21 protein-coding genes are annotated in these 20,431 nt (G+C 72.3%); 13 read left to right on the top strand and 8 right to left on the bottom strand.

The genetic code is table 11. From position 1 onward, the window contains the following. Positions 1-400 precede the first annotated feature (400 nt). Genes ASC56_RS13340 through amaP form a run of 5 tightly spaced genes read left to right on the top strand, consistent with a single transcriptional unit; the run spans position 401 to position 2,780 of the window. Positions 401-904, top strand: coding sequence for an Asp23/Gls24 family envelope stress response protein (locus ASC56_RS13340; protein ID WP_055491915.1), 504 nt, complete (start codon positions 401-403; stop codon positions 902-904). A 27-nt stretch (positions 905-931) separates the two neighbouring features. Then, a complete protein-coding gene (locus ASC56_RS13335; RefSeq protein WP_055491578.1) occupies positions 932-1,117 on the top strand; it encodes a hypothetical protein in 186 nt (61 codons plus the stop codon). 3 nt (positions 1,118-1,120) lie between these two features. After that, entirely contained in the window at positions 1,121-1,537 is a 417-nt protein-coding gene (locus ASC56_RS13330; RefSeq protein ID WP_055491577.1) for an Asp23/Gls24 family envelope stress response protein, read from the top strand. Beyond that, positions 1,534-2,196, top strand: coding sequence for a DUF6286 domain-containing protein (locus ASC56_RS13325; RefSeq protein ID WP_055491576.1), 663 nt, complete (start codon positions 1,534-1,536; stop codon positions 2,194-2,196). Before ASC56_RS13330 ends, ASC56_RS13325 begins: the two co-directional genes overlap by 4 nt. Positions 2,197-2,201: 5 nt before the next feature. Further along, complete coding sequence (amaP, locus tag ASC56_RS13320; protein WP_055491575.1) at positions 2,202-2,780, top strand: alkaline shock response membrane anchor protein AmaP; 579 nt, start codon at positions 2,202-2,204, stop codon at positions 2,778-2,780. Positions 2,781-2,870: 90 nt separating this feature from the next. Here the strand turns inward: amaP and ASC56_RS13315 are convergent, their stop codons facing one another. From ASC56_RS13315 to ASC56_RS13290, 6 genes are all read right to left on the bottom strand, one after another. Continuing rightward, entirely contained in the window at positions 2,871-3,626 is a 756-nt protein-coding gene (locus ASC56_RS13315; RefSeq protein WP_055491574.1) for an SDR family oxidoreductase, read from the bottom strand. 5 nt (positions 3,627-3,631) lie between these two features. After that, entirely contained in the window at positions 3,632-5,416 is a 1,785-nt protein-coding gene (locus tag ASC56_RS13310) for a glycoside hydrolase family 15 protein (protein WP_055491573.1), read from the bottom strand. Positions 5,417-5,653: 237 nt separating this feature from the next. Next, positions 5,654-6,442: an SURF1 family protein gene (locus ASC56_RS13305; RefSeq protein ID WP_055491572.1), complete on the bottom strand. Its 789-nt coding sequence runs from the start codon at positions 6,440-6,442 to the stop codon at positions 5,654-5,656. A 68-nt stretch (positions 6,443-6,510) separates the two neighbouring features. Beyond that, positions 6,511-6,744, bottom strand: coding sequence for a hypothetical protein (locus ASC56_RS13300; RefSeq protein WP_079102484.1), 234 nt, complete (start codon positions 6,742-6,744; stop codon positions 6,511-6,513). A 144-nt stretch (positions 6,745-6,888) separates the two neighbouring features. Then, positions 6,889-7,866, bottom strand: a complete 978-nt coding sequence (locus ASC56_RS13295; RefSeq protein WP_055491570.1) for a DEDDh family exonuclease — start codon at positions 7,864-7,866, stop codon at positions 6,889-6,891. Positions 7,867-8,009: 143 nt separating this feature from the next. Then, entirely contained in the window at positions 8,010-8,681 is a 672-nt protein-coding gene (locus ASC56_RS13290) for a TetR/AcrR family transcriptional regulator (protein WP_055491569.1), read from the bottom strand. A 100-nt stretch (positions 8,682-8,781) separates the two neighbouring features. Here ASC56_RS13290 and ASC56_RS13285 point away from each other — a divergent pair, with 100 nt between their 5' ends. From ASC56_RS13285 to ASC56_RS13265, 5 genes are read left to right on the top strand one after another with little or no spacing between them, the layout of a single operon-like run. Next, positions 8,782-9,579 (top strand): acetoacetate decarboxylase family protein, encoded by a 798-nt coding sequence (locus tag ASC56_RS13285; RefSeq protein ID WP_055491568.1) that lies wholly within the window; start codon positions 8,782-8,784, stop codon positions 9,577-9,579. Then, complete coding sequence (locus tag ASC56_RS13280) at positions 9,579-10,463, top strand: SDR family NAD(P)-dependent oxidoreductase (RefSeq protein ID WP_055491567.1); 885 nt, start codon at positions 9,579-9,581, stop codon at positions 10,461-10,463. Before ASC56_RS13285 ends, ASC56_RS13280 begins: the two co-directional genes overlap by 1 nt. A gap of 11 nt (positions 10,464-10,474) precedes the next feature. After that, on the top strand, positions 10,475-11,761 hold the full coding sequence (locus tag ASC56_RS13275) for an amidohydrolase family protein (protein ID WP_055491566.1): 1,287 nt from the start codon (positions 10,475-10,477) through the stop codon (positions 11,759-11,761). Beyond that, positions 11,758-12,993: an amidohydrolase family protein gene (locus ASC56_RS13270; protein WP_055491565.1), complete on the top strand. Its 1,236-nt coding sequence runs from the start codon at positions 11,758-11,760 to the stop codon at positions 12,991-12,993. The genes ASC56_RS13275 and ASC56_RS13270 overlap by 4 nt, the downstream gene beginning before the upstream one ends. Positions 12,994-13,051: 58 nt before the next feature. Further along, complete coding sequence (locus tag ASC56_RS13265) at positions 13,052-13,762, top strand: VIT family protein (RefSeq protein WP_055491564.1); 711 nt, start codon at positions 13,052-13,054, stop codon at positions 13,760-13,762. A 118-nt stretch (positions 13,763-13,880) separates the two neighbouring features. On the opposite strand, the gene ASC56_RS13260 is transcribed toward ASC56_RS13265, so the two are convergent. Continuing rightward, on the bottom strand, positions 13,881-15,287 hold the full coding sequence (locus tag ASC56_RS13260) for a CoA transferase (RefSeq protein ID WP_055491563.1): 1,407 nt from the start codon (positions 15,285-15,287) through the stop codon (positions 13,881-13,883). Positions 15,288-15,409: 122 nt separating this feature from the next. Further along, on the bottom strand, positions 15,410-16,945 hold the full coding sequence (locus tag ASC56_RS13255) for a S8 family serine peptidase (RefSeq protein WP_055491562.1): 1,536 nt from the start codon (positions 16,943-16,945) through the stop codon (positions 15,410-15,412). Positions 16,946-17,302: 357 nt separating this feature from the next. On the opposite strand from ASC56_RS13255, the gene ASC56_RS13250 reads away from it, so the two are divergent. From ASC56_RS13250 to moaA, 3 genes are all read left to right on the top strand, one after another. After that, positions 17,303-17,659: a DUF485 domain-containing protein gene (locus tag ASC56_RS13250; RefSeq protein WP_055491561.1), complete on the top strand. Its 357-nt coding sequence runs from the start codon at positions 17,303-17,305 to the stop codon at positions 17,657-17,659. After that, positions 17,656-19,275: a cation acetate symporter gene (locus ASC56_RS13245; protein ID WP_055491560.1), complete on the top strand. Its 1,620-nt coding sequence runs from the start codon at positions 17,656-17,658 to the stop codon at positions 19,273-19,275. Before ASC56_RS13250 ends, ASC56_RS13245 begins: the two co-directional genes overlap by 4 nt. A gap of 149 nt (positions 19,276-19,424) precedes the next feature. Then, the gene (moaA, locus tag ASC56_RS13240) at positions 19,425-20,414 is read left to right on the top strand and encodes a GTP 3',8-cyclase MoaA (RefSeq protein ID WP_055491559.1); all 990 of its coding nucleotides are present in this window, start codon (positions 19,425-19,427) and stop codon (positions 20,412-20,414) included. The last annotated feature ends 17 nt before the right edge of the window (positions 20,415-20,431 follow it).

Here is a 20,431-nt window from a genome sequence, read left to right as displayed (position 1 = left end):
TCCCCGAGGGATCCGGAGGCGTGTTCCAGCGGGTTCCAGAGGCGTGTTCCAGCGGGGTTGCAGAGACGTGTTCCCTCGGGGGCGGGCACGACGGCCGTCACCGGCACGGCGACCGACGGGCGGTCCGGCACGGCCTGCGCCACCTCCGCCACCTACGCCGAGCCGCACCCCGGCGAGTCCGTCCGCGGCCCGCAGCAGTGCCGAGCGGGCCGCCTCCTCCGCGATCCGCGTCCTCGCGCGGGCCGCCCAGCGGCAGCGGTCGCCCCAGCCGGACCTGTTCTCGTGCCGTCCGCGTCCACCGCTGCGACGTCATTCCACCAGCCTGCCGCATCCCCGGCGCGCGACCGTGGAAGCGCCCTTACGGTGGGTGAGGGAGGACGACCGGAAGGGACGCACGGCGATGACCGACATGACGGGGCGGAACGGGCCGGAGACGACCTCCGAGGGAACACGGGAGACGACGATCCCGGAGGGAGCCGAAGCAGCGCAGAGACGCAAGCCCACCCGGCGGGGCGGCGGCGCCCCCGGGACGCGGGGACGAACGAGCATCTCCGACGGTGTGGTGGAGAAGATCGCCGCGGTGGCGGCGCGCGATGTGCCCGGTGTCTACGCCCTGGGCAGCGCCCGCACCCTGGGTGCCGTGCGCGACCGGGTGCCCGGCGGTTCCAAGGCCGCCACCCGCGGGGTGAAGGTCGAGGTCGGTGAGGTCCAGACCGCGATCGACCTGGAGATCATCGTCGAGTACGGCGTGAACATCGCCGAGGTCGCACACGCCGTGCGCGAGAACGTCATCGCGGCCATCGAGCGTATGACCGGACTCGAGGTCGTCGAGGTCAATGTCTCCGTCGTCGACGTCAAGCTGCCGGAGGACGAGGCCGAGGAGCAGGAGTCGCGGCTGCAGTAGCCGGGGCCGCGAGCTGAGGAGCGCAGCATGAGCTTGCCCGTGATCGGCATGATCGCCGGGATGGCGCTGGGCTTCGCCGGGTACTTCGGCGGATTCGGCGCATTCCTGCTGGTGGCCGCCCTCGGCGCCGTCGGCCTGGTCGTCGGCCGCTTCCTGGAGGGGGATCTGGACCTGGGGGACTTCTTCCGCACCCGAGACGACCGGCGGCGATGACGCATGGCCGGCCCGACCAGCGAGCGTGAGCAGCGCGGCGAGCTCCGGCCGAACCCGGTCGTGGTGGCGCCGGGCGAGCGCGGCGCCACCCGGATCGCCGACCGGGTCGTCGGGAAGATCGCCGCACAGGCGGCGCGCGAGGCGCTCGGTCCGCTGCCGCCGGACGCCGTGCCGCCGTATGCCACGGTCGTCGTCCTTCAGGCTCCCGGCTCCGCGCGGGCCGGGGGGACACCGACCGGCACCGCGTGCGTGCGCGTCAGCGTCGAACTCGGCTACCCCTGCGACATCGGTGGCCAGTGCCGTGCGGTGCGTCGCCGGGTCGCCGAGCGGGTAGGCGCATTGACGGGGATGGACGTCCCCGAGGTCGCCGTCCAGGTGGAGCGGCTGCATCCGGTCCCGGCACACGGGAGGGCGCAATGAGCGAGTCCCAGGGCTACGAGAGCACCCGGAGACTCCCCGTCATCGAGAAGGCGGACGGCGGACTCGGGCAGTCCTCGTCCGCGGCGGCGTACGAGCCGGTCCACGGTGCGGACGGCGCGGGCCGCCGCTTCTGGTCGGTGCGCCGCGTCCCCGCCGGCATCGTCGCCGTGCTCCTGCTGATCGGCGCGGGCCTGTTCCTCTACGACATCGTGGCCGTCCGGGCCCATCGGCCCGCCATGCACTGGCGCAGGGCCCTGGCCCGCCAACTCGCCGAGCGGCCCCTCGACGACACCTGGGTGCTGGTCGGCGCCGCGGTGGTGGCGCTCCTCGGCGTCTGGCTGTTGCTGCTCGCCGGGACCCCCGGACTGCGGGACGTGCTGCGGATGCGCCCGGCGCACACCGACGTACGGGCCGGGCTGCACCGGGGCGCCGCCGCGACGGTGCTGCGCGACCGGGCGATGGAGGTCGCCGGGGTGCGGTCCGTACGCGTCCGCCTGGGACGCAGGAGGGCGGACGTGCGGGCGGTGTCGCACTTCCGTGAACTCGACGACGTACGCGCCGATCTGGACACGGTGCTCGGCGACGCCATCCGGGGCCTCGGACTGGTCCGGCCGCCCTCGCTGTCCGTGCATGTGCGGCGGCCCGGACGGAAGGGGTGAGGCGGATGCTGCGGATCGTCAACCGCGTGCTGATCGGGCTCGTCGGCCTGCTCCTGGTCGTCCTCGGCGGCTCCGTGCTGGCCGTCGGCCTGGGCATGACCCCGCCCTCGTGGTGGATCCACCAGGGCCCGCACGACGTCCTGCTCGGCAACGCCGAGCGGACCCGGTGGCGGGACCACGGCTGGTGGTGGCCGACCGTCCTCGCCGTGCTCGCCGTTCTCGTGCTGCTCGCCCTGTGGTGGCTGTCGGCGGTGCTGCGTCGGCGCCGGCTCGCGGAGGTGCTCGTCGACACCGGCGACGGCGAGGGTGCCTTGCTGCGCGGACCGGCCCTGGAGGGTGTACTCGCCGACGAGGCGGGGCGGTTGGACGGCGTCGAGCGGGCACAGGTGCTGCTGACCGGGCGGCGCGGCGCGCCCGAGGCACGGGTGCAGCTCCTGCTGGCACCGCACGTGGACCCGCGGGACGCGCTGGACCGCCTCACCACCGGGGCGCTGACCCAGGCCCGCGACTCCGCGGGACTCGCGGCGCTGCCCGCGGAGGTACGGCTGCGCGGGGTCAGGCACCGGCCGGAACGCGTGAGCTGACGGCCGGACGGGACCGGGGATCGGTTCCGTCCGGCCAGGAATCGTCCCTCACCCCTGGAACCCGTGACCCCTGGAACCCGCGCCGTGCGCCTAGAACCCGTGCCGTGCGCCGCCGTCCACCGGCAGCATGATGCCCGTCAGATACGACGCCGCGGGCGACAGCACGAACGCGGCGGTACGGCCGAACTCCTCCGGCGTCCCGTAGCGGCGCAGCGGGATGCGGGCCTCGTTCGCCGCGCGCGTCGCCTCCGGGTCGGCGGACAGGCCGTCCAGTTCGCGCACCCGGTCCGTGTCGATGCGGGCCGGGAGCAGGCCCACGACGCGGATGCCGCGCGGGCCCAGCTCGTCCGCGATGGACTTGGCGAAGCCCGCGAGGCCGGGGCGCAGACCGTTGGAGATGGTCAGGCCCGGAATCGGCTCGTGCACGGAAGCGGACAGCACGAACCCGATGACGCCGCCCTCGGCCAGTTCCGCGGCGGCCGCGCGGGCCAGTCGCACCGCGCCCAGGAACACCGACTCGAACGCGGTCCCCCACTGTTCGTCCGTGTTGTCCGCGAGATAGCCGGGGGGTGGGCCGCCGACGCTGATGAGGATGCCGTCGAAGCCGCCGAAGTGCTCGTGCGCCGCCGCGATCAGCCGGGCCGGTGCCCCGGGGTCCGCGTTGTCGACGGCCACGCCCACCGCGTTGTCACCCAGCTCGGCCGCGGCCTCGGTGGCACGCCGCTCGTCGCGGCCCGTGAGGACCACCTTCGCTCCGTCGGCGACGAGTTCCCGCGCGGCCGCGTTGCCCAGCCCGCGCGTGGCGCCGGTGACGACGTACACACGGTCCTTCAGTCCAAGATCCATGGCCCCTATCTTGCCGTCTCGGTCCCGTAGAGGACCAGGGCGGTCCCCACCAGGCCGAGATGGCTGAAGGCCTGCGGGAAGTTCCCGAGCAGGGTGCCGGTCTCCGGGTCGTACTCCTCGGCGAGCAGGCCGACGTCGTTGCAGAGACCCACCAGCCGTTCGAACAGCTCGCGGGCCTCCTCCGTCCGGCCGGTGAGATGCAGGGCCTGAGCGAGCCAGAACGAACAGACCAGGAAGGCGCCCTCGCTGCCCGGCAGCGGGTCCACGTCGGAACCGTCCGTGGAGTACCGCCGCAGGAAGCCGTCGTACGCCAGCTCCTCGCGCACCGCGTCGATCGTGCCGGTCACCCGTGGGTCGTCCGGCGGCAGGAAGCCCACCCGGGGGATCAGCAGCAGCGACGCGTCGAGCGTCCGCGAGCCGTAGTACTGGGTGAAGGTGTTCCGCTCGGCGTCGTAGCCGCGCTCGCACACCTCCCGGTGGACCTCGTCGCGCATGGCACGCCAGCCTTCGAGATTCCCTTCGAGGCCCGGGTCGCTCTCCAGGACGCGGACGGCACGATCGGCCGCCACCCACGCCATCACCTTCGAGTACACGAAGTGGCGGCGCTGGCCGCGCACCTCCCACAGCCCGGCGTCCGGCTGCCGCCAGGCCGACCGCAGGAATTCCATCAGCGCGCACTGCACCCGCCACATGTGTGGCCTGACCGGCAGGCCCGAACGGCGTGCCAGTGACAGCGAGTCGATGACTTCGCCGTACACGTCCAGCTGGAGCTGCTTCACCGCCTCGTTGCCGATGCGGACCGGCGCCGAGCCCTGGAAGCCAGGCAGCCAGGGCACCTCGTACTCGGGCAGTCGCCGCTCGCCCGACAGGCCGTACATGATCTGCAGGTCCGCCGGGTCACCGGCGACCGCGCGCAGCAGCCAGTCGCGCCAGGCCTCGGCCTCCTCGTGGTACCCGACCGCCAGCAGGGCCTCCAGGGTGAGCGTCGAGTCGCGCAGCCAGCTGTAGCGGTAGTCCCAGTTCCGGACGCCGCCCAGCTTCTCCGGCAGTGAGGTGGTGGGGGCGGCGACGATGCCGCCGGTGGGCGCGTAGGTGAGGGCCTTCAGGGTGATCAGGGAGCGGACGACGGCGTCACGGTAAGGCCCCTGGTAACGGCACTGCGCGGCCCATGCGCGCCAGTCCTCCACGCTGGTTTCCAGTGCCTGGAAGGGATCGCCGAACGGGGGATGGGGCCGGTGCGAGGGATGCCAGGTCAGGACGAAGCCGACCTTCTCGCCCTTGCCGACCGTGAACTCGGAGTGGGTGGCGAAGTCCTTGCCCCAGGTGCGCACCTGGGGGTGGCTGCGCAGCCAGGCCGCGTCGGGTCCCGCGACGGCCACGCGGTGGCTCTCGGTCCGCCGCATCCACGGCACGATCGAGCCGTAGTCGAAGCGGAGCCGGAGCTCGCCGCGCATGGTGACGCGGCCGTCGAGGCCCTCGATGACGCGTACGAGGTCGGGAGCGCGGTCGCGCTGGGGCATGAAGTCGGTGACGCGGACCGTGCCGTCCGGGGTGTCCCACTCGGAATCGAGGACGAGGGTGTCGGGGCGGTAGGCACGGCGGGTGCACAGATGCGCGCCCTTCGGCGCGATCCGCCAGTGACCGTGGTCCTCCGTGCCCAGCAGCTTGGCGAAGCAGGAGGGCGAGTCGAAGCGGGGCAGGCACAGCCAGTCGACGGAGCCGTCCCGGCCGACCAGGGCGGCGGTCTGCTCGTCGCCGATGAGCGCGTAGTCCTCGATGCGCGGGTGCACGGAGATCCCGGTTCCCGGTGGGCGGACGAGGCAATCAGGGGCGCGGCCGGGGGAGTGACGGTCGCCCGCCCACGCCGCTGCCCGAGATCGTGGCGCCGGTGCCCGAGAAGATCACCCCGGGCCCGACGGGGTCTGGATGAGGACCCGCCTGCCGATCGGCGCGGCCAGGGCGAAGACGACCGCGACCGGCACGGCGAGCACGACCGCGCGCGCCGGCGTCGCTGAACCAGGCCTACGTCAGGCCGCGGCCGGTGCCGGTTCCTGGCTCGGCTGCTCCGCGGCCTTCGCGCGGTCCCGTGCCTCCCGGCGGGCCAGGATCACCCAGCCGACCGGGACGCCCGCGGAGAACAGCCACCACTGGATCGCGTATGCCATGTGGGGCCCGATGTCGCTGTGCTCGGGGGCCGCGATCAGCTGGGGGGAGTCGCCCTTGGGGGCGGGGGCGGTCAGCTCTATGTAGCCGCCCAGAACCTGCTCGCCGAGGCTCTTCGCCTGCTGCCCGCTGCTGATCAGCATGATCTGGCGGGGCGGCAGTCCCCGGACGTTCTTGATGCCGCTCTCGGCGGTCGTCTCGTCCGGCATCAGCCGCCCGGTGACCGTGATCTCACCGCCCGAGGGAGCCGGGATCCTCGGGAACTCCGTCTGCGCGAGGTCCGCCGGGATCCAGCCCCGGTTGACCAGGAGCACCTTGCCGTCGTCCAGCACGAACGGGGTCAGGACGTGGTAGCCGACGTCGCCGTTGGCGTTCGTACGGCGACGCACCACGACCTCGTGGGCCGTGTCGAAGCGGCCCTGCGCGGTCACCCGCCGGTACAGGTCGTCGTGCTTGACGGTGGCGCCGGGGGAGGTGAGCGTCTCGGCCGGCACCGGCTTCGCGGCCAGCGAGTCGCCGATCACCTTGTTCAGCGCGACCTTGTGCTCGTGGCGGTGCAGCTGCCAGAAGCCCAGCTCGATCATCGTGGGGATGAGCGCGAGCATCACGAGGGTGAGGATCACCCACTGCCGGGACAACAGGAAGCGGTACACCCCACGACGGTACAACCGGGGCGCGGGGCGCATTCAGGCGGGTACCGGGAGGGCTGCCGGGAGCCGGCTCAGACGCTGTCGACGATCCCCACCTGCCCCTCGGCGCGCGCGCAGTGGGCACCGCAGTACCAGTGGCCGTCGGCCTCGACGCCCTGGCCGATGATCTGGACGCGACAGTGCTCGCAGATGGGTGCCATGCGGTGGATGGCGCAGGCGAAACAGTCGAAGACGTGCACCGCGCCCTGTGCGTGCACCTCGAACGTCATGCCGTAGTCGTTTCCGCAGACCTCGCAACGTGCCATGCGCCACAGGGTGAGCCGTCGCCGTGGCCCGGGCGAGCGGGCGCCGGGCGAGTCGCCCGGCAATCACCCGTCCGTACGGGCACTCGTCCACACGGGCAACCGTCCGTACGGGCACCCGTCTGTACGGGCACCCGCCCGTCCGGATCAGTCCCCCGACGCCGGCTCCACGTCCCTGAGCAGCTGTCCGAACGCCGCCTCGTCGATCACCGGTGTGCCGTACTGCCGTGCCTTGACCGTCTTCGACGTGCCGGAATCGGGGTCGTTGGTGACGAGCAGGCTGGTCAGCCGGGACAGGCTGCTCGCGACGTGCAGGCCGGCCTCGACGGCCCGGTCCTCCAGCAGCTCGCGGTCGACCGACGTGTCCCCGGAGAAGGCCACCCGCATGCCCTGCTTGAGCCGTTTGCCCTCTTCGTACCGCCCCGGGTTGGGGTACGGGCAGGCGGGGCGCCTGCGTGAGGGGCGCCAACTGGCCGGACGGTAGCCCCCGGACGCCTGCCGGCCGATCGTCGGGCCCGCGGACCACTCGGTCAGCGGGCGGCACTCCAGCAGTGGCAGCCGCACGCCGTCCCGTGCCGCGGTGAGCAGGCTCGGCCGGAACGCCTCCGCCAGCACGCGCGCGTCGTCCAGCGCGTGGTGCGCCCGCTGCTGGACGACGCCGAAGTGGGCGGCCAGGGTCTCCAGCTTGTGGTTGGCCAGCGGCAGGCCCAGCTCCTTGGAGAGCGCGATGGTGCACAGCCGCTGACGAACCGGTGCCTCGCGCTCCGCGCGCGCGTACTCCCGGGCGATCATCGACCAGTCGAAGACCGCGTTGTGAGCGACCAGTACGCGACCGGCGAGGCGGGCCGCGAACTCCTCCGCGATGTCCCGGAAGAGCGGCGCGCCTTCGAGTACCTCGCTCGTCAGGCCGTGGATCCACACCGGGCCGGGATCGCGCTGCGGGTTGACCAGCGTGTACCAGTGGTCCTCGACCGCACCGCGCGCGTCCAGCCGGTAGACGGCCGCCGAGATGATCCGGTCGTCCCGGGCCAGACCGGTGGTCTCCACGTCGACGACCGCGTACCCCTCGGGATACGCGGCCGGCCAGGGTGCCGGGGGCGCTGCGATCGTACGGTCTTCGAGCATGGTCACTGAGGATACGGGCCGCGACCGACACTCCCGCGCGCGACCGCAGCCGACGGCCGCCCCGCGCCGCCCGCACGCCGGGGCGCGCACAACCCGGCGGCGATGCAGGAGAGTTCGCCTCGACCTCGCGGACCAGGCGCCGCTCATTGTCCTGATTGTTCCTCTCCAAGGCTTTCGCGATGGATATGTGGCGGGTTCTCAGAAGCCATGAGCAGGGTGTGCACCAACGCCCTCACCGACGTGACGAACAGTCGCTCCGTGTCCACCGGACCCGCCAGCGCACGGGCGAGGTCCGGGTCGTCTCCGGGCGCTTCGCTCCACAGTTCCTCCTCTCCCGGGTGCTGCACCGGGGCGCGTTCGCGGTTGCGCTCCACCAGGACGTGTCCGACGACCTGGAACTGCACGGCGCGGACGAGGTCGGCGGCCGGGGCGCCGCGCAGGCCCGCCGCGTGGGCCTCGCGCACCAGCGCCTGCTGGGCGGGCAGGAACATCCGTTCCGTCAGACCCCGTTCGTGGACCATCGCGATGAGATGGGGGTGGTCGCGCAGTCGCCGGCGCAGGGCGCGTGCGACGGAGAGGATGCGCTGCGCGGGCGTGCGCCCCGAGGGGCGGATCTCACCGAGGTCGGCGACGGTCCGCTCGACGAGCGCGTCGAGCAGCGACTCACGGTTGCCGACGTGCCAGTAGATCGAGGTGACGGCGGTGCCCAGCTCGGCGGCGAGCTTGCGCATGGTCAGCGCGCCCGGGCCGTGCTGCTTCACCAGGTTCCCGGCGGCCTCCAGGACCTCTCCCCGGTTCAGTGCCGCTCTCGCCATGATCCCCCCAAGTTCACTTCGTGCAGCCCTGTTTACCCCGCCCCGGGTCTGCTGTAACTGTGTTACAGGTGACGGCCCATCAGAAGAAGGGCGGTACGACATGACACGAGTGCGCTACGGCGCGCGGACCGGGGCGGAGACAGCCGCCGCGCGCGCCACGCAGGCGAAGCTCCCCGACATCTGGTCCACGGGTGTGGTGGCCGTCTGGGAGAGCGACCCGGACGCGGTCGCGGCGGTGCTGCCGCCTCCTCTCGAGCCCACCGGGCGCCCCCTCGTGCGGGTGAACATCAGCAAGGTGGACCTGCCCGGATACCCCCTGGGCGCGGGCTCGTTCGCGGTAGCCGCCGCGCACGGCGGTATCGAGGGCTGGTATCCGCTCGTCATGCCGATGACCCACGAACGCGCCCTCACCGGGGGCCGCGAGGTCTTCGGCGAGCCGAAGAAGCTCGGCGAGGTGACCATCGAGCGCGACGGCCCCGCCGTCCGCGCCTGTCTGGCCCGGCACGGCATCGCGTTCGTGGAGGTGCGCGGCGCGGTGAGCGGGGAGCTGCCCCCGCCGGCGCCGAGCCGGAGGACCGACTTCTACTTCAAGTTCCTTCCGGCGGTGGACGGTTCCGGCTTCGACACCGACCCGCTCCTCGTGCACTGCGTACGCGGGGAGAAGGTGCGCCGCCTGGAGCGGGTCGCGGGGGACGTGATCCTGCGCGAGTCGCCCTACGACCCCGTCGCCGACCTCCCGGTACGCCGGCTCGTCGGGATCACCCTCGGGGAGAAGACCAGCGATCAGCGGGGCACCGTGGTCGAACGGGTCAGCGCCGAGGCCCTGCTGCCCTACGTCCACCAGCGCTACGACGATCCCCAGCAGATCCTGGACGGGCCCCCCGAAGGGAGCGCGTGATGCGGCTGAGCGGTGGACAGGTCGCCGTCGTCACGGGTGCGGCGAGCGGCATCGGGCTCGCGATGGCGCGGCGGTTCGCCGCCGAGGGCCTGCGGGTCGTCCTCGTGGACGTGGAGGAGGGCGCCCTGGAGAAGGCGGCGGCCCTGCTGCGCGAAGAGGAAGCCGTCGTGCACACGCGCGTGGTGGACGTCGGCGAGCGCGCCGAGGTCCTCGCGCTCGCCGACGACGTGTACGAGCGCTTCGGCGCCGTCCATGTGCTGTGCAACAACGCGGGCGTCGGCTCGGGCGCCGAGGGCCGTATGTGGGAGCACGACCCGAACGACTGGGCGTGGGCCTTCGCGGTCAACGTGTGGGGCGTCTTCCACGGCATCCAGGCGTTCGTGCCGCGCATGATCGCCGGCGGCGAGCCGGGTCACGTCGTCAACACCTCGTCGGGCGACGGCGGCATCGCACCACTGCCGACGGCCTCGGTGTACGCCGTCACCAAGGCGGCCGTCGTGACGATGACCGAGTCCCTGTACGCCCACCTGAAGGCGGAGCACGCGCGCGTGGGCGCCTCCGTGCTCTTCCCGGGGCCGCACATGCTGCGGACGGGACTGTGGGAGTCGCACCGCAACAGGCCCGGACGGTACGCCAAACAGAAGCCCCGCAGGACCCCCTACCGCAGCCTCGCGCAGTGGGAGGCCGCGATGAGGGCGGCGGGCCACGAGGTGCGGTTCACCCCGGTCGAGGAGGTCGCCGGCCTGGTGGTGGAGGGCATCCGCGCGGACCGCTTCTGGTTGCTGCCCGACAGCGAGCACAGCGACGCACAGATCCGGGCGCGGGCGCGGTCGATGCTCGACCGCGCGAACCCGTCGTACCTCGAAAGCTTCATTCTGGACTGACAGGGGCTGCCGTGACCGACCACCAGGACCCGTATCTGATCATCTCCTCCGACTGTCACGCCGGGCTGCCCACCGAGGAGTACCGGCCCTATCTGGAGAGCCGTCACCACCGGGACTTCGACGAGTTCCTCGCGGGGCGCGAGCGCCGCCGCGAGGAGATGACCCGGCTCGGCATCCGTAACGAGGCGTTCGCGACCCGGTGGTTCAAGGACAACGAGGAGGGCCTGCGCGGAGGATGGGAGACCGCGCGACGGCTCAAGGAACTGGACGGCGACGGAGTGGCCGCCGAGGTGGTCTTCCCGGACGCCGACGCGGTCGACAGCCGGACGGCGGCGCCCTTCGGCGTGGGCCTCGGCCTCTCCGGCGACCAGGACCCGGAGCTGGGCCTGGCGGGCGCGCGGGCGCACAACCGCTGGCTCGCGGACTTCGTCGCCCACCACCCCGAACGCCACTGCGGGGTGGCCCTGCTGCCCGTCACGGCGGACACCGACCGCGTCGTCACGGAGGTGCGCCGCGCCCGGGAGTCGGGCCTGCGCGCGCTGATGATTCCCTCCCTGTGGGTCGACAAGGAGCCGTACCACGACCGCCGTTACGACCCGGTGTGGGCGGCGGCGGCCGAGTGCGGCATGCCGGTCCTCACCCACTCGGGAGCGGCACCCCGGCACGAGTACGGCGACCACCTGGGGATCTATGTGAGCGAAGTGACCTGGTGGCCCGCTCGCCCCCTCTGGTTCCTGCTGTGGTCGGGCGTCTTCGAGCGCCATCCCGGTCTGAGGTTCGGCGTGGCGGAGTCGGGCTGCTGGTGGCTGCCGAACCTGCTGTGGTTCATGGACCGCCTGTACCTGGGCGCGCACGGCGGCAAGAAGCTCTCCCCCTTCGCGGAGCTGAAGCATCCGCCGCACGAGTACCTGGACCGCCAGGTCTTCATCTGCGCGACCAACACCAAACGGCGCGAACTGGCGCAGCGGTACGAGATCGGCGTGGACAACATCCTCTGGGGCAGCGACTTCCCGCACCCCGAAGGCACCTGGCCCGACACGCGCGCGTGGCTGAAGCGGACCTTCCATGACATCCCGGTGGCGGAGACGCGCCGCATGCTGGGCCTGGCCGCGGCGGAGGTCTTCGGATTCGACGTGGCGAAGCTGACCCCGCTCGCCCGGCGCATCGGCCCGACCCCGGCGGACCTCGGCCAGAGCGACGACCAGGCGGCCGTGGAGGCATCCTGGGCCCGCTCGCGGGAGGTGGGCCGCCACTGGCTGACGGGCGAGGACTTCCCGGTGCTGGGAGTGACCCCGTGAGCGAGGACCGGTACACCGTGATCTCGGCGGACTGTCATGCCGGGGCCGACCTCCTGGACTACAAGCCGTACCTGGAGAAGCGGTACCACGACGACTTCGACGCGTGGGCGGCCACGTACGTCAATCCCTACGAGGACCTGCTCGCCGACACGGCCGACCGGAACTGGAACTCGGCCAGGCGCCTTGCGGAACTGGAGGCGGACGGGATCGTCGCGGAGGTCGTCTTCCCGAACACGATCCCGCCCTTCTTCCCGTCCGGGTCGCTGGTGGCGCCGCCGCCGCGGGAGGAGTTCGAGCGGCGGTGGGCGGGCCTGCGGGCGCACAACCGCTGGCTGGCGGACTTCTGTTCCGCGGCCCCCGACCGCCGGGCGGGCGTCTTCCAGATCCTCCTGAACGACGTCGAGGAGGCGGTGCGGGAGATCGGCTGGGCGGTCGGGGCGGGTCTGCGGGGCGGTCTGCTGCTGCCCGGCACACCGCCGGGCTCGGGCCTGCCCGAGTTGTACTCGTCGTCGTACGACCCGATCTGGGCGGTGTGCGAGGAGCTGGACGTCCCCGTCAACCACCACGCGGGCTCGGCGTCGCCGCCGCTCGGCGACGAACCGGCGGCGCGGGCCGTGTTCATGGTCGAGACGACATGGTTCTCGCACCGCGCGCTCTGGCACCTCGTGTTCGGGGGTGCCTTCCGCCGCCATCCCGGGCTGAAGCTCGTGCTGACCGAGCAGGGCTCCGGCTGGATCCCCGGCGTGCTCGACATGCTGGACTACTACCACGGCCGACTGGTGGCGGCGGCGACGAAGGCGTCCGCGGTGGCGACGGCGGAGTCGAAGTTCGGGGCGGGCCTGGCGGCCTCCATGGGCCGGGCGCCCTCGGAGGTGTGGCGCTCGAACTGCTTCGTCGGCGCGAGCTTCATGCGCCCGCACGAGGTGCCGCTGCGGGACCGCATCGGCCTGGACAAGATCATGTGGGGGAGCGACTACCCGCACGACGAGGGCACCCATCCGTACTCGCGCGAGGGCCTGCGCCTCGCGTACGCGGGCGTGCCGCGCGAGGAGGTGGCGGCGATGGTCGGCGGCAACGCGGCGCGGGTGTACGGCTTCGACCTGTCCGTCCTCGACCCGCTCGCGGCGAAGGTGGGTCCGACGGTGCAGGAGATCGCCGAACCGCTCCCGCAACCTCCGGCGGACGCGACGAGTCCGGTGTTCGCGCGGGCAGGGTCGGTGCGCGTCTGGTGACCGCCGGCGGGCCGAGTCGGTACGGCGATGACCCCGCCCGGGGTGCCATCCTCACCGTGTGACGGAACCCACGCACGACGAGGCCCACGGAGGCGCGCTCGGCTCCCGGCTGAACTGGCTGCGGGCCGCCGTCCTCGGCGCGAACGACGGCATCGTCTCCACCGCGGGCCTCGTGGTCGGCGTCGCAGGTGCGACGACCGACCGCTCGACCCTGCTGACGGCGGGGCTGGCCGGGCTGCTGGCCGGATCCATGTCGATGGCGACGGGCGAGTACGTGTCGGTGTCGACCCAGCGGGACTCGGAGAGGGCGGCGCTGGCCCTGGAGAGGCGGGAGCTGAGGGAGCAGCCGGAGGAGGAGCTGCAGGAGCTGACGGAACTGCTGGAGCAGCGGGGCCTGTCGCGGGAGGTGGCCCATGAGGCGGCGGCGCAGCTGACGGAGCGGGACGCGCTGCGCGCCCACGCGCGCGTGGAACTCGGCATCGACCCCGATGAGCTGTCCGATCCGTGGCACGCGGCATGGGCGAGCTTCCTGGCCTTCACGGTGGGGGCACTGCTGCCCCTGCTGGCCATCGTGCTGCCGCCCGCGGGCCTGCGGCTCCCGGTGACGGTGCTGTCCGTGCTGGCCGCGCTCGTCCTCACCGGCTGGACCAGCGCACGGCTGGGCGCGGCGACGCCGGGGCGTGCGGTGCTGCGGAACGTGGCGGGCGGGGCGTTGGCCATGGGCATCACCTATGCGGCGGGCACCCTGCTGGGGGCGGCGGGGGTGTGACTGCGCGAGCAGCGTCAGTGGGACGGTCCACCACAGGACGGCACGCGCACCGGCGTCAGCTCGTGGATCTGAACGGGCTTCCGGGCGCGGCCGCCTCTCCCCATTCTGTTCGGAGCTCTCAGCCCCCGAGCGAGGTCCCTGCCCACCGCGCCGGATCCTGCCCCCAACGCCCCGGCGGCCGGGCCCAGTCGGCCGGCCCGCCCGCGAGACGGACCGGCGGCAGCGCGTACCGCAGTCGGCCCAGCGCGCTGTCGGTCTCCGTGAGCCAGGGGTCCGGACCGTCGTACGCGGCCCGCGCCCTCCCGGTGTCCCGCACGGCCCCGTCCATCAGCCAGGCCGCCGTCCGCGCCAGCGCCAGCCGTACGACCCGGGTCCCGCCCTCCTCCGTCTGCTCGGTGAGGGACCTCAGGACCGCCGCGGCCAGCAGATAGCCCGTCCCGTGGTCGAGGGCCTGCGCGGGCAGCGCGCCCGGCCGCTCCACCGATCCCTCGGTCGCCGCTATGCCGGTGGCGACCTGCACCAGGCTGTCGAACCCCCGCCGCCCGCCCCACGGCCCGTTTGCGCCCCACGCCGACAACTGCGCCATCACCAGCCCGGGCCGCCGCTCGGCCAGGTGCTCGGGAGACAGCCCGAACCGGTCCAGGGCGCCGGGGCGGTAGCCGGTGACGACGACATGCGCACGCGCCAGCAGGTCGTCGAAGGTCCGCCGGTCCGCGGGCGCCGTCAGGTCGAGCACGGTGGACCGCTTGCCGATGTCCATGTCCGCGTGCTGATCGGGGATCTCCGGCAGGTGAGGGCTGTCGATCCGCAGGACGTCCGCACCGAGCAGCGCCAGCGTGCGGGTGGCCACCGGGCCCGCGATGACCCGGGTGAGGTCCAGGACGCGAAGGCCCGCGGCGGGCAGCAGCGGCTCACCGGCCAGTGGCGGCAGCGGCCGCGGGGGCGAGGTGTCGAGCCGCTCACGGGCCACCAGCGGATATGCGGCGACCGCGCGCCCCTGCTCGTGCGCCGCCCACTCCTCGGGCGTGCGCAGCGCGACCGCGAGACCTCCCGCGGCGTACACGCTCTCCTCCACCTCGGCCGCCGACCGCTCGGCGAGCACGGCGGCCACGGTCTCCACGGGCGCGTCCGCGGCCAGCCCGAGAGCGCCGAGGAGCCGCTCGCGGTGGTGAGGATAGTTCGCGTGCGTGCGCACCCAGCCGTCCGCGGTGCGCCAGAAACGGGACAGCGGAGCGAAGGTGACCGGTTCGCGGCCGTCGACCCGCAGATGCCGCTCGCTGTGGAAGGCGGTGGCCACCGCCCCGTCGTCGATCCGGACCTCGGGCACGGCCGGCAGCCCGGCCCGCAGTGCGCACCACTCGGCGGCGGCCAGCGCACACGCTCCGGCACAGGCCCGTGCCACCTCCCGTACGGGCAGGCGCGAGGGCAGTGCGCCGTCCCGTACCACGGTCGAGATCCTCGGCACCAGCGCGGGGTCCCCGCCGAGTGCCGCCCATGCCACGTCGGTATCCGTCCTGAGTGTCATGACGGCACTATGCAGTGTGTACGGAATCACCATGGCGTGAGGGGGTCGGGTGACCGCCCGGCCCCCTCACGCTCAGCACCCGGTGCGAGCCGTACGCGGGCTCGACGGGTGGGCCGAACCCCCTACTTGACCGCGCGCAGGGCGTTGACGATGCCGAAGCCGTAGAAGCCGTTCACGCGCTTGCCGCCCACACAGGTCGCGTCCACGATGCCGTCGCCGTTGCCGTCGTACGGCTCGGTCGGGCAGCCCGGGTTGTCCGCCTGTGCCTTGAGGAGGGCCTGGAGCTGCGCCGGACCCGCCCACGGATGGGCGGACTTCAGCAGCGCGGCCACGCCCGCCACGTGCGGCGAGGCCATCGAGGTGCCCTGCAGGAAGGCGTACTGGCCGTTCGGCATCGTGGAGAGGATGCGGCCGTTCTTCGACGGTGTGTCCGGGATCTTGTACTTGTCACCGCCCGGAGCCGCCACGTCGATCACGCCGTCGCCGTAGCTGGAGTAGTACGACTTGGCGCCGGTGACGCCCGTCGCGCTGACCGTGACGACGCCCGGCAGCTGGGTCGGCACGTCGAAGCACTCGTGCGGGTCGACCGTGCGGGTCACCGCGGTCGAGTCGTCGGGGCTGGAGGCGTCGACGAGGGCGTGGGAGTCGAGGTCGTCGTTGGAGTTGCCCGCCGAGGCGACGTTGAGGGTGCCCTCGCGCTGGGCGTACAGCTGTGCCCGGTCGACCGCGTCGACGATGGCCCGCTGGTCCGGGTCGTCCATGCAGTTGTAGAGCCAGGGGTCCACGTAGTAGCTGTTGTTCGTGATCGCGACGCCGTGGTCGGCGGCGAACACGAACGCGCACACGACGCTCTCGGGGTAGAAGAGCTCGTTGACCGGGTCGGCCACCTTGATGGCGGAGACCCTGACGTTCGGGGCGACACCGGCGACTCCGATGCCGTTGCGGGCCGCCGCGATCTCACCGGCGACATGGGTGCCGTGGTAGTGCTCGGGCTTCGCGGGCCGCCAGGCGCCGTACGAGGTGTCCGCCTTGCCGCCGACGCAGTTCGCGGACTGGGATGCGGAGAAGTTCGGGGCGAGGTCCGGGTGGGTGTCGTCGACGCCGGTGTCGATGACGGCGACCGTGACATTGCGGCTGCCCGGGTTGATCTTCGCGGCCTTGTCGGCGCCGATCGCGCGCAGGTCCCACTGGTCCGCCTCGAGCGGCTCGCTCTCGCCCGCGGCGGCCGAGGCTCCCGCGATCCTCGCCGTCTGCGCCTTCGTCAGGTACTGCGCGGCGCCCTCGTCCGTCGTACCCGCCGCAGCCAGCGGCGCGGTCCGGGTCGCGCCCGCGGACTGCACCCCGCGGACGGTGCGGAGGGTCTTGGCGAAGTCCGGGTTCGAGGAGTGGACGACGAACACGCCGATCCTGTCGTACGTCACCACGGTCGTGCCGCCGGCCGCGGCGATCGCCTGCTGCACCGTCGCGAGCGTGTGACGGTCCGTCCGGGTGTTGACGACGTAGGCGAGTTCGGGACCGTCGGCGGTCCGGGTGGCGGTGGCGGCGGTGGTGCGCGGGGCGGCCGAGGCGGCACTCGGCAGGAAGCCCAGGGAGGCGGTGAGCGACAGCACCACCGGCACCGCGAGAGCGAGCCGGCGTCTGGAACGCAGATGAGCCATGGGGTCTCCACATCATCCGGAAACGTGAACCAGCCGGAACACGGTGGCATCCGGCAGGTACATGACGGGTGGTGCAGGGTGAAGCTATCTGCCGCCCGGCCGGCCAGCAATGACTTCCGGCGACTACGTAAAAAAGAAACCAAGGGAGTTGAACCGGTCCGTGCGCGGCGCCGTGACCCTGGGCAGGGAGCACGAGGACGATCGAGGCCCCCTGTCGGATCACGCATCAGGGCGCTACCGTCACCCCCTGTGATGTGATCCATGTCACTGCGAGGTCGACCTCGTATGTCCGCACCCGACCCGTCCCCGTCCCCGCCGGCCGTCGTCGTCGGCGCACCCGCAACGCGAGGAGACACCGTGGCCACCGACGCACCTCCCCCCTCCAGCGCCGAACGCGTCCTGCCGTCCACCGAGGAGTTCACCGCGGTCCAGGAGAGTGCCGAGTTCCGTGAACTGCGCCGTTCCCACCGCTCGTTCGCCTTCCCGCTGACCGTGGCGTTCATCGCCTGGTACCTCGTCTACGTCCTGCTGTCGAACTACGCGGGCGGCTTCATGGGCACCAAGCTCTTCGGCAACGTCAACGTCGCCCTGGTGCTCGGCCTCGCCCAGTTCCTCACCACCTTCCTCATCGCCTGGTGGTACTCGCGGCACGCGGCCGCCGAACTCGACCCCAAGGCCGAGGCCATCAAGTCCCGGATGGAGGGCGGCGCATGAGCCCGGCACTCGTCCTGGCCGCCGGTGAGGCGAGCAAGCACCGGCCGCTGATCATCACCCTGTTCGCGGTGTTCGTCGCCGCGACCCTCGTCATCACCGTCTGGGCGGGTCGCCAGACCAGGAGCGCCGCCGACTTCTACGCGGGCGGCCGCCAGTTCACCGCCTTCCAGAACGGTCTCGCCGTCTCCGGCGACTACATGTCCGCGGCGTCCTTCCTCGGCATCGCGGGCGCCATCGCCCTCTTCGGCTACGACGGCTTCCTGTACTCCATCGGCTTCCTGGTCGCCTGGCTGGTGGCCCTGCTGCTGGTCGCCGAGCCACTGCGCAACTCCGGCCGCTACACGATGGGCGACGTACTGGCCTACCGCATGCGCCAGCGCCCGGTCCGCACCGCGGCCGGCACCTCCACGATCGTCGTGTCGATCTTCTACCTGCTCGCCCAGATGGCGGGCGCGGGCGTCCTGGTCTCACTCCTGCTCGGCATCACCAGCGACGGCGGCAAGATCGGCATCGTCGCCCTGGTGGGCCTTCTGATGATCGTGTACGTCACCATCGGCGGCATGAAGGGCACCACCTGGGTGCAGATGGTCAAGGCGGTCCTGCTGATCGCGGGCGCCCTGCTGCTGACCTTCCTGGTCCTGCTGAAGTTCCACTTCAACCTCTCGGACCTGCTGGGCAAGGCGTCCGCGAACAGCGGCAAGGGCTCGGCCTTCCTGGAGCCCGGCCTGAAGTACGGCGCCACCGGCACGACCAAGCTGGACTTCATCTCCCTGGGCATCGCCCTGGTCCTGGGCACCGCCGGTCTGCCCCACATCCTGATCCGCTTCTACACCGTGCCCACCGCCAAGGCCGCCCGGAAGTCGGTGAACTGGGCGATCGGCCTCATCGGCGCCTTCTACCTGATGACCCTCGCCCTCGGCTTCGGCGCCGCCGCGCTGATCAAACCGGACGAGATCATCGCCTCCAACAAGGCGGGCAACACGGCCGCACCCCTGCTCGCCCTGCACCTCGGAGGCGTCGGCTCCAACTGGGGGGCGATCCTGCTGGCCACGATCTCGGCGGTCGCCTTCGCCACGATCCTCGCGGTCGTGGCGGGGCTGACCCTGGCCTCGTCCTCGTCGTTCGCGCACGACATCTACGCCAACGTCATCAAGAAGGGCCAGGCCGACGAGAAGCAGGAGGTGAACGCGGCCCGCTGGGCGACGGTCGGCATCGGCGCCGTGTCCATCGTGCTGGGCGCCCTGGCCCGTGACCTGAACGTCGCCGGCCTGGTTGCGCTGGCCTTCGCGGTCGCCGCCTCCGCCAACCTGCCGACGATCCTCTACAGCCTCTTCTGGAAGCGGTTCACCACCCAGGGCGCCCTGTGGTCGATCTACGGAGGCCTGGTCACGGCGGTCGGCCTGGTGCTGTTCTCACCCGTGGTCTCCGGCAAGCCCGCGTCGATGTTCCCGGACGTCGACTTCCACTGGTTCCCCCTGGAGAACCCGGGCATCATCTCCATCCCGGTCGGCTTCCTGCTGGGCTGGCTCGGGGCGCTCCTGTCGAAGGAGGAGCCGGACGCCGGCAAGTACGCGGAGCTGGAGGTGCGGTCCCTGACCGGCACCGGCGCGCACTGAGAGAGGACCCGTTCGCGGCCACGTCGTAGGGATCTACGACGCGGCCGCGGGCCACCTCGTGGGATCTGGCCGCTGTCGTTGTCAGCGGGGTCACGTAGGCTCGCAGGTGACGGAAACGCATGTGATCCGCGACGAGGGAGGGGGCCCACGTGCTCATCGACACCTACGGCCGGGTGGCCACCGACCTGAGAGTCTCGCTGACCGACCGCTGCAATCTGAGGTGCACCTACTGCATGCCCGAGGAGGGCCTGGAGTGGCTGGCCAAGCCCGACCTGCTGAGCGACGACGAGATCGTCCGCCTGATCGGCATCGCCGTCACCTCCCTCGGCATCGAGGAGGTCCGCTTCACAGGAGGCGAGCCGCTGCTGCGCCCCGGCCTGGTCGGCATCGTGGAGCGGGTCGCCGCGCTGACCCCCCGCCCCCAGATGTCCCTCACCACGAACGGCATCGGCCTGAAGCGCACGGCCGAGGCCCTGAAGGCGGCGGGCCTGGACCGGGTGAACGTCTCGCTGGACACCCTGCGCCCCGACGTCTTCAAGGCCCTCACCCGCCGGGACCGCCACAAGGACGTCCTGGAGGGCCTGCGTGCCGCCCGGGACGCGGGCCTGACCCCCGTCAAGGTCAACTCCGTCCTGATGCCGGGACTGAACGACGACGAGGCCCCGGACCTGCTCGCCTGGGCCGTCGAACACGAGTACGAGCTCCGCTTCATCGAGCAGATGCCGCTGGACGCACAGCACGGCTGGAAGCGCGAGGGCATGGTCACGGCGGGGGACATCCTGGCCTCGCTGCGCAGCCGCTTCGAGCTGGCCCCCGAGGACGCCGCGGAGCGCGGCGCCGCCCCCGCCGAGCGCTGGATCGTCGACGGCGGACCGCACCGCGTCGGAGTGATCGCCTCGGTCACCCGCCCGTTCTGCGCGGCCTGCGACCGTACACGGCTGACGGCCGACGGGCAGATACGGACGTGCCTGTTCGCCACCGAGGAGACCGACCTGCGCGGTGCGCTCCGCTCGGGCGCCCCCGACGAGGAGATCGCCCGCATCTGGCGGCTCGCGATGTGGGGCAAGAAGGCGGGGTCGGGACTGGACGATCCGTCCTTCCTGCAGCCGGAGCGGCCGATGTCGGCGATCGGGGGATGAGCGCGCCCCTACCGTCC

Origin of the sequence: Streptomyces sp. TP-A0356 (assembly GCF_001417775.1) — a bacterium.
In the GTDB taxonomy this organism is placed as follows: Bacteria; Actinomycetota; Actinomycetes; order Streptomycetales; family Streptomycetaceae; genus Streptomyces.
This window is presented reverse-complemented; position numbering and strand designations above follow the sequence as displayed.

What these genes read in the sequence shown, in the direction of transcription:
- ASC56_RS13340 (WP_055491915.1), top strand. Translation starts at nt 401, where the DNA reads ATGACCGACATGACGGGGCGGAACGGGCCGGAGACGACCTCCGAGGGA.
- ASC56_RS13335 (WP_055491578.1), top strand. Translation starts at nt 932, where the DNA reads ATGAGCTTGCCCGTGATCGGCATGATCGCCGGGATGGCGCTGGGCTTC.
- ASC56_RS13330 (WP_055491577.1), top strand. Translation starts at nt 1,121, where the DNA reads ATGGCCGGCCCGACCAGCGAGCGTGAGCAGCGCGGCGAGCTCCGGCCG.
- ASC56_RS13325 (WP_055491576.1), top strand. Translation starts at nt 1,534, where the DNA reads ATGAGCGAGTCCCAGGGCTACGAGAGCACCCGGAGACTCCCCGTCATC.
- amaP (WP_055491575.1), top strand. Translation starts at nt 2,202, where the DNA reads ATGCTGCGGATCGTCAACCGCGTGCTGATCGGGCTCGTCGGCCTGCTC.
- ASC56_RS13315 (WP_055491574.1), bottom strand. Translation starts at nt 3,626, where the DNA reads ATGGATCTTGGACTGAAGGACCGTGTGTACGTCGTCACCGGCGCCACG.
- ASC56_RS13300 (WP_079102484.1), bottom strand. Translation starts at nt 6,744, where the DNA reads ATGGCACGTTGCGAGGTCTGCGGAAACGACTACGGCATGACGTTCGAG.
- ASC56_RS13295 (WP_055491570.1), bottom strand. Translation starts at nt 7,866, where the DNA reads ATGCTCGAAGACCGTACGATCGCAGCGCCCCCGGCACCCTGGCCGGCC.
- ASC56_RS13290 (WP_055491569.1), bottom strand. Translation starts at nt 8,681, where the DNA reads ATGGCGAGAGCGGCACTGAACCGGGGAGAGGTCCTGGAGGCCGCCGGG.
- ASC56_RS13285 (WP_055491568.1), top strand. Translation starts at nt 8,782, where the DNA reads ATGACACGAGTGCGCTACGGCGCGCGGACCGGGGCGGAGACAGCCGCC.
- ASC56_RS13280 (WP_055491567.1), top strand. Translation starts at nt 9,579, where the DNA reads ATGCGGCTGAGCGGTGGACAGGTCGCCGTCGTCACGGGTGCGGCGAGC.
- ASC56_RS13260 (WP_055491563.1), bottom strand. Translation starts at nt 15,287, where the DNA reads ATGACACTCAGGACGGATACCGACGTGGCATGGGCGGCACTCGGCGGG.
- ASC56_RS13255 (WP_055491562.1), bottom strand. Translation starts at nt 16,945, where the DNA reads ATGGCTCATCTGCGTTCCAGACGCCGGCTCGCTCTCGCGGTGCCGGTG.
- ASC56_RS13245 (WP_055491560.1), top strand. Translation starts at nt 17,656, where the DNA reads ATGAGCCCGGCACTCGTCCTGGCCGCCGGTGAGGCGAGCAAGCACCGG.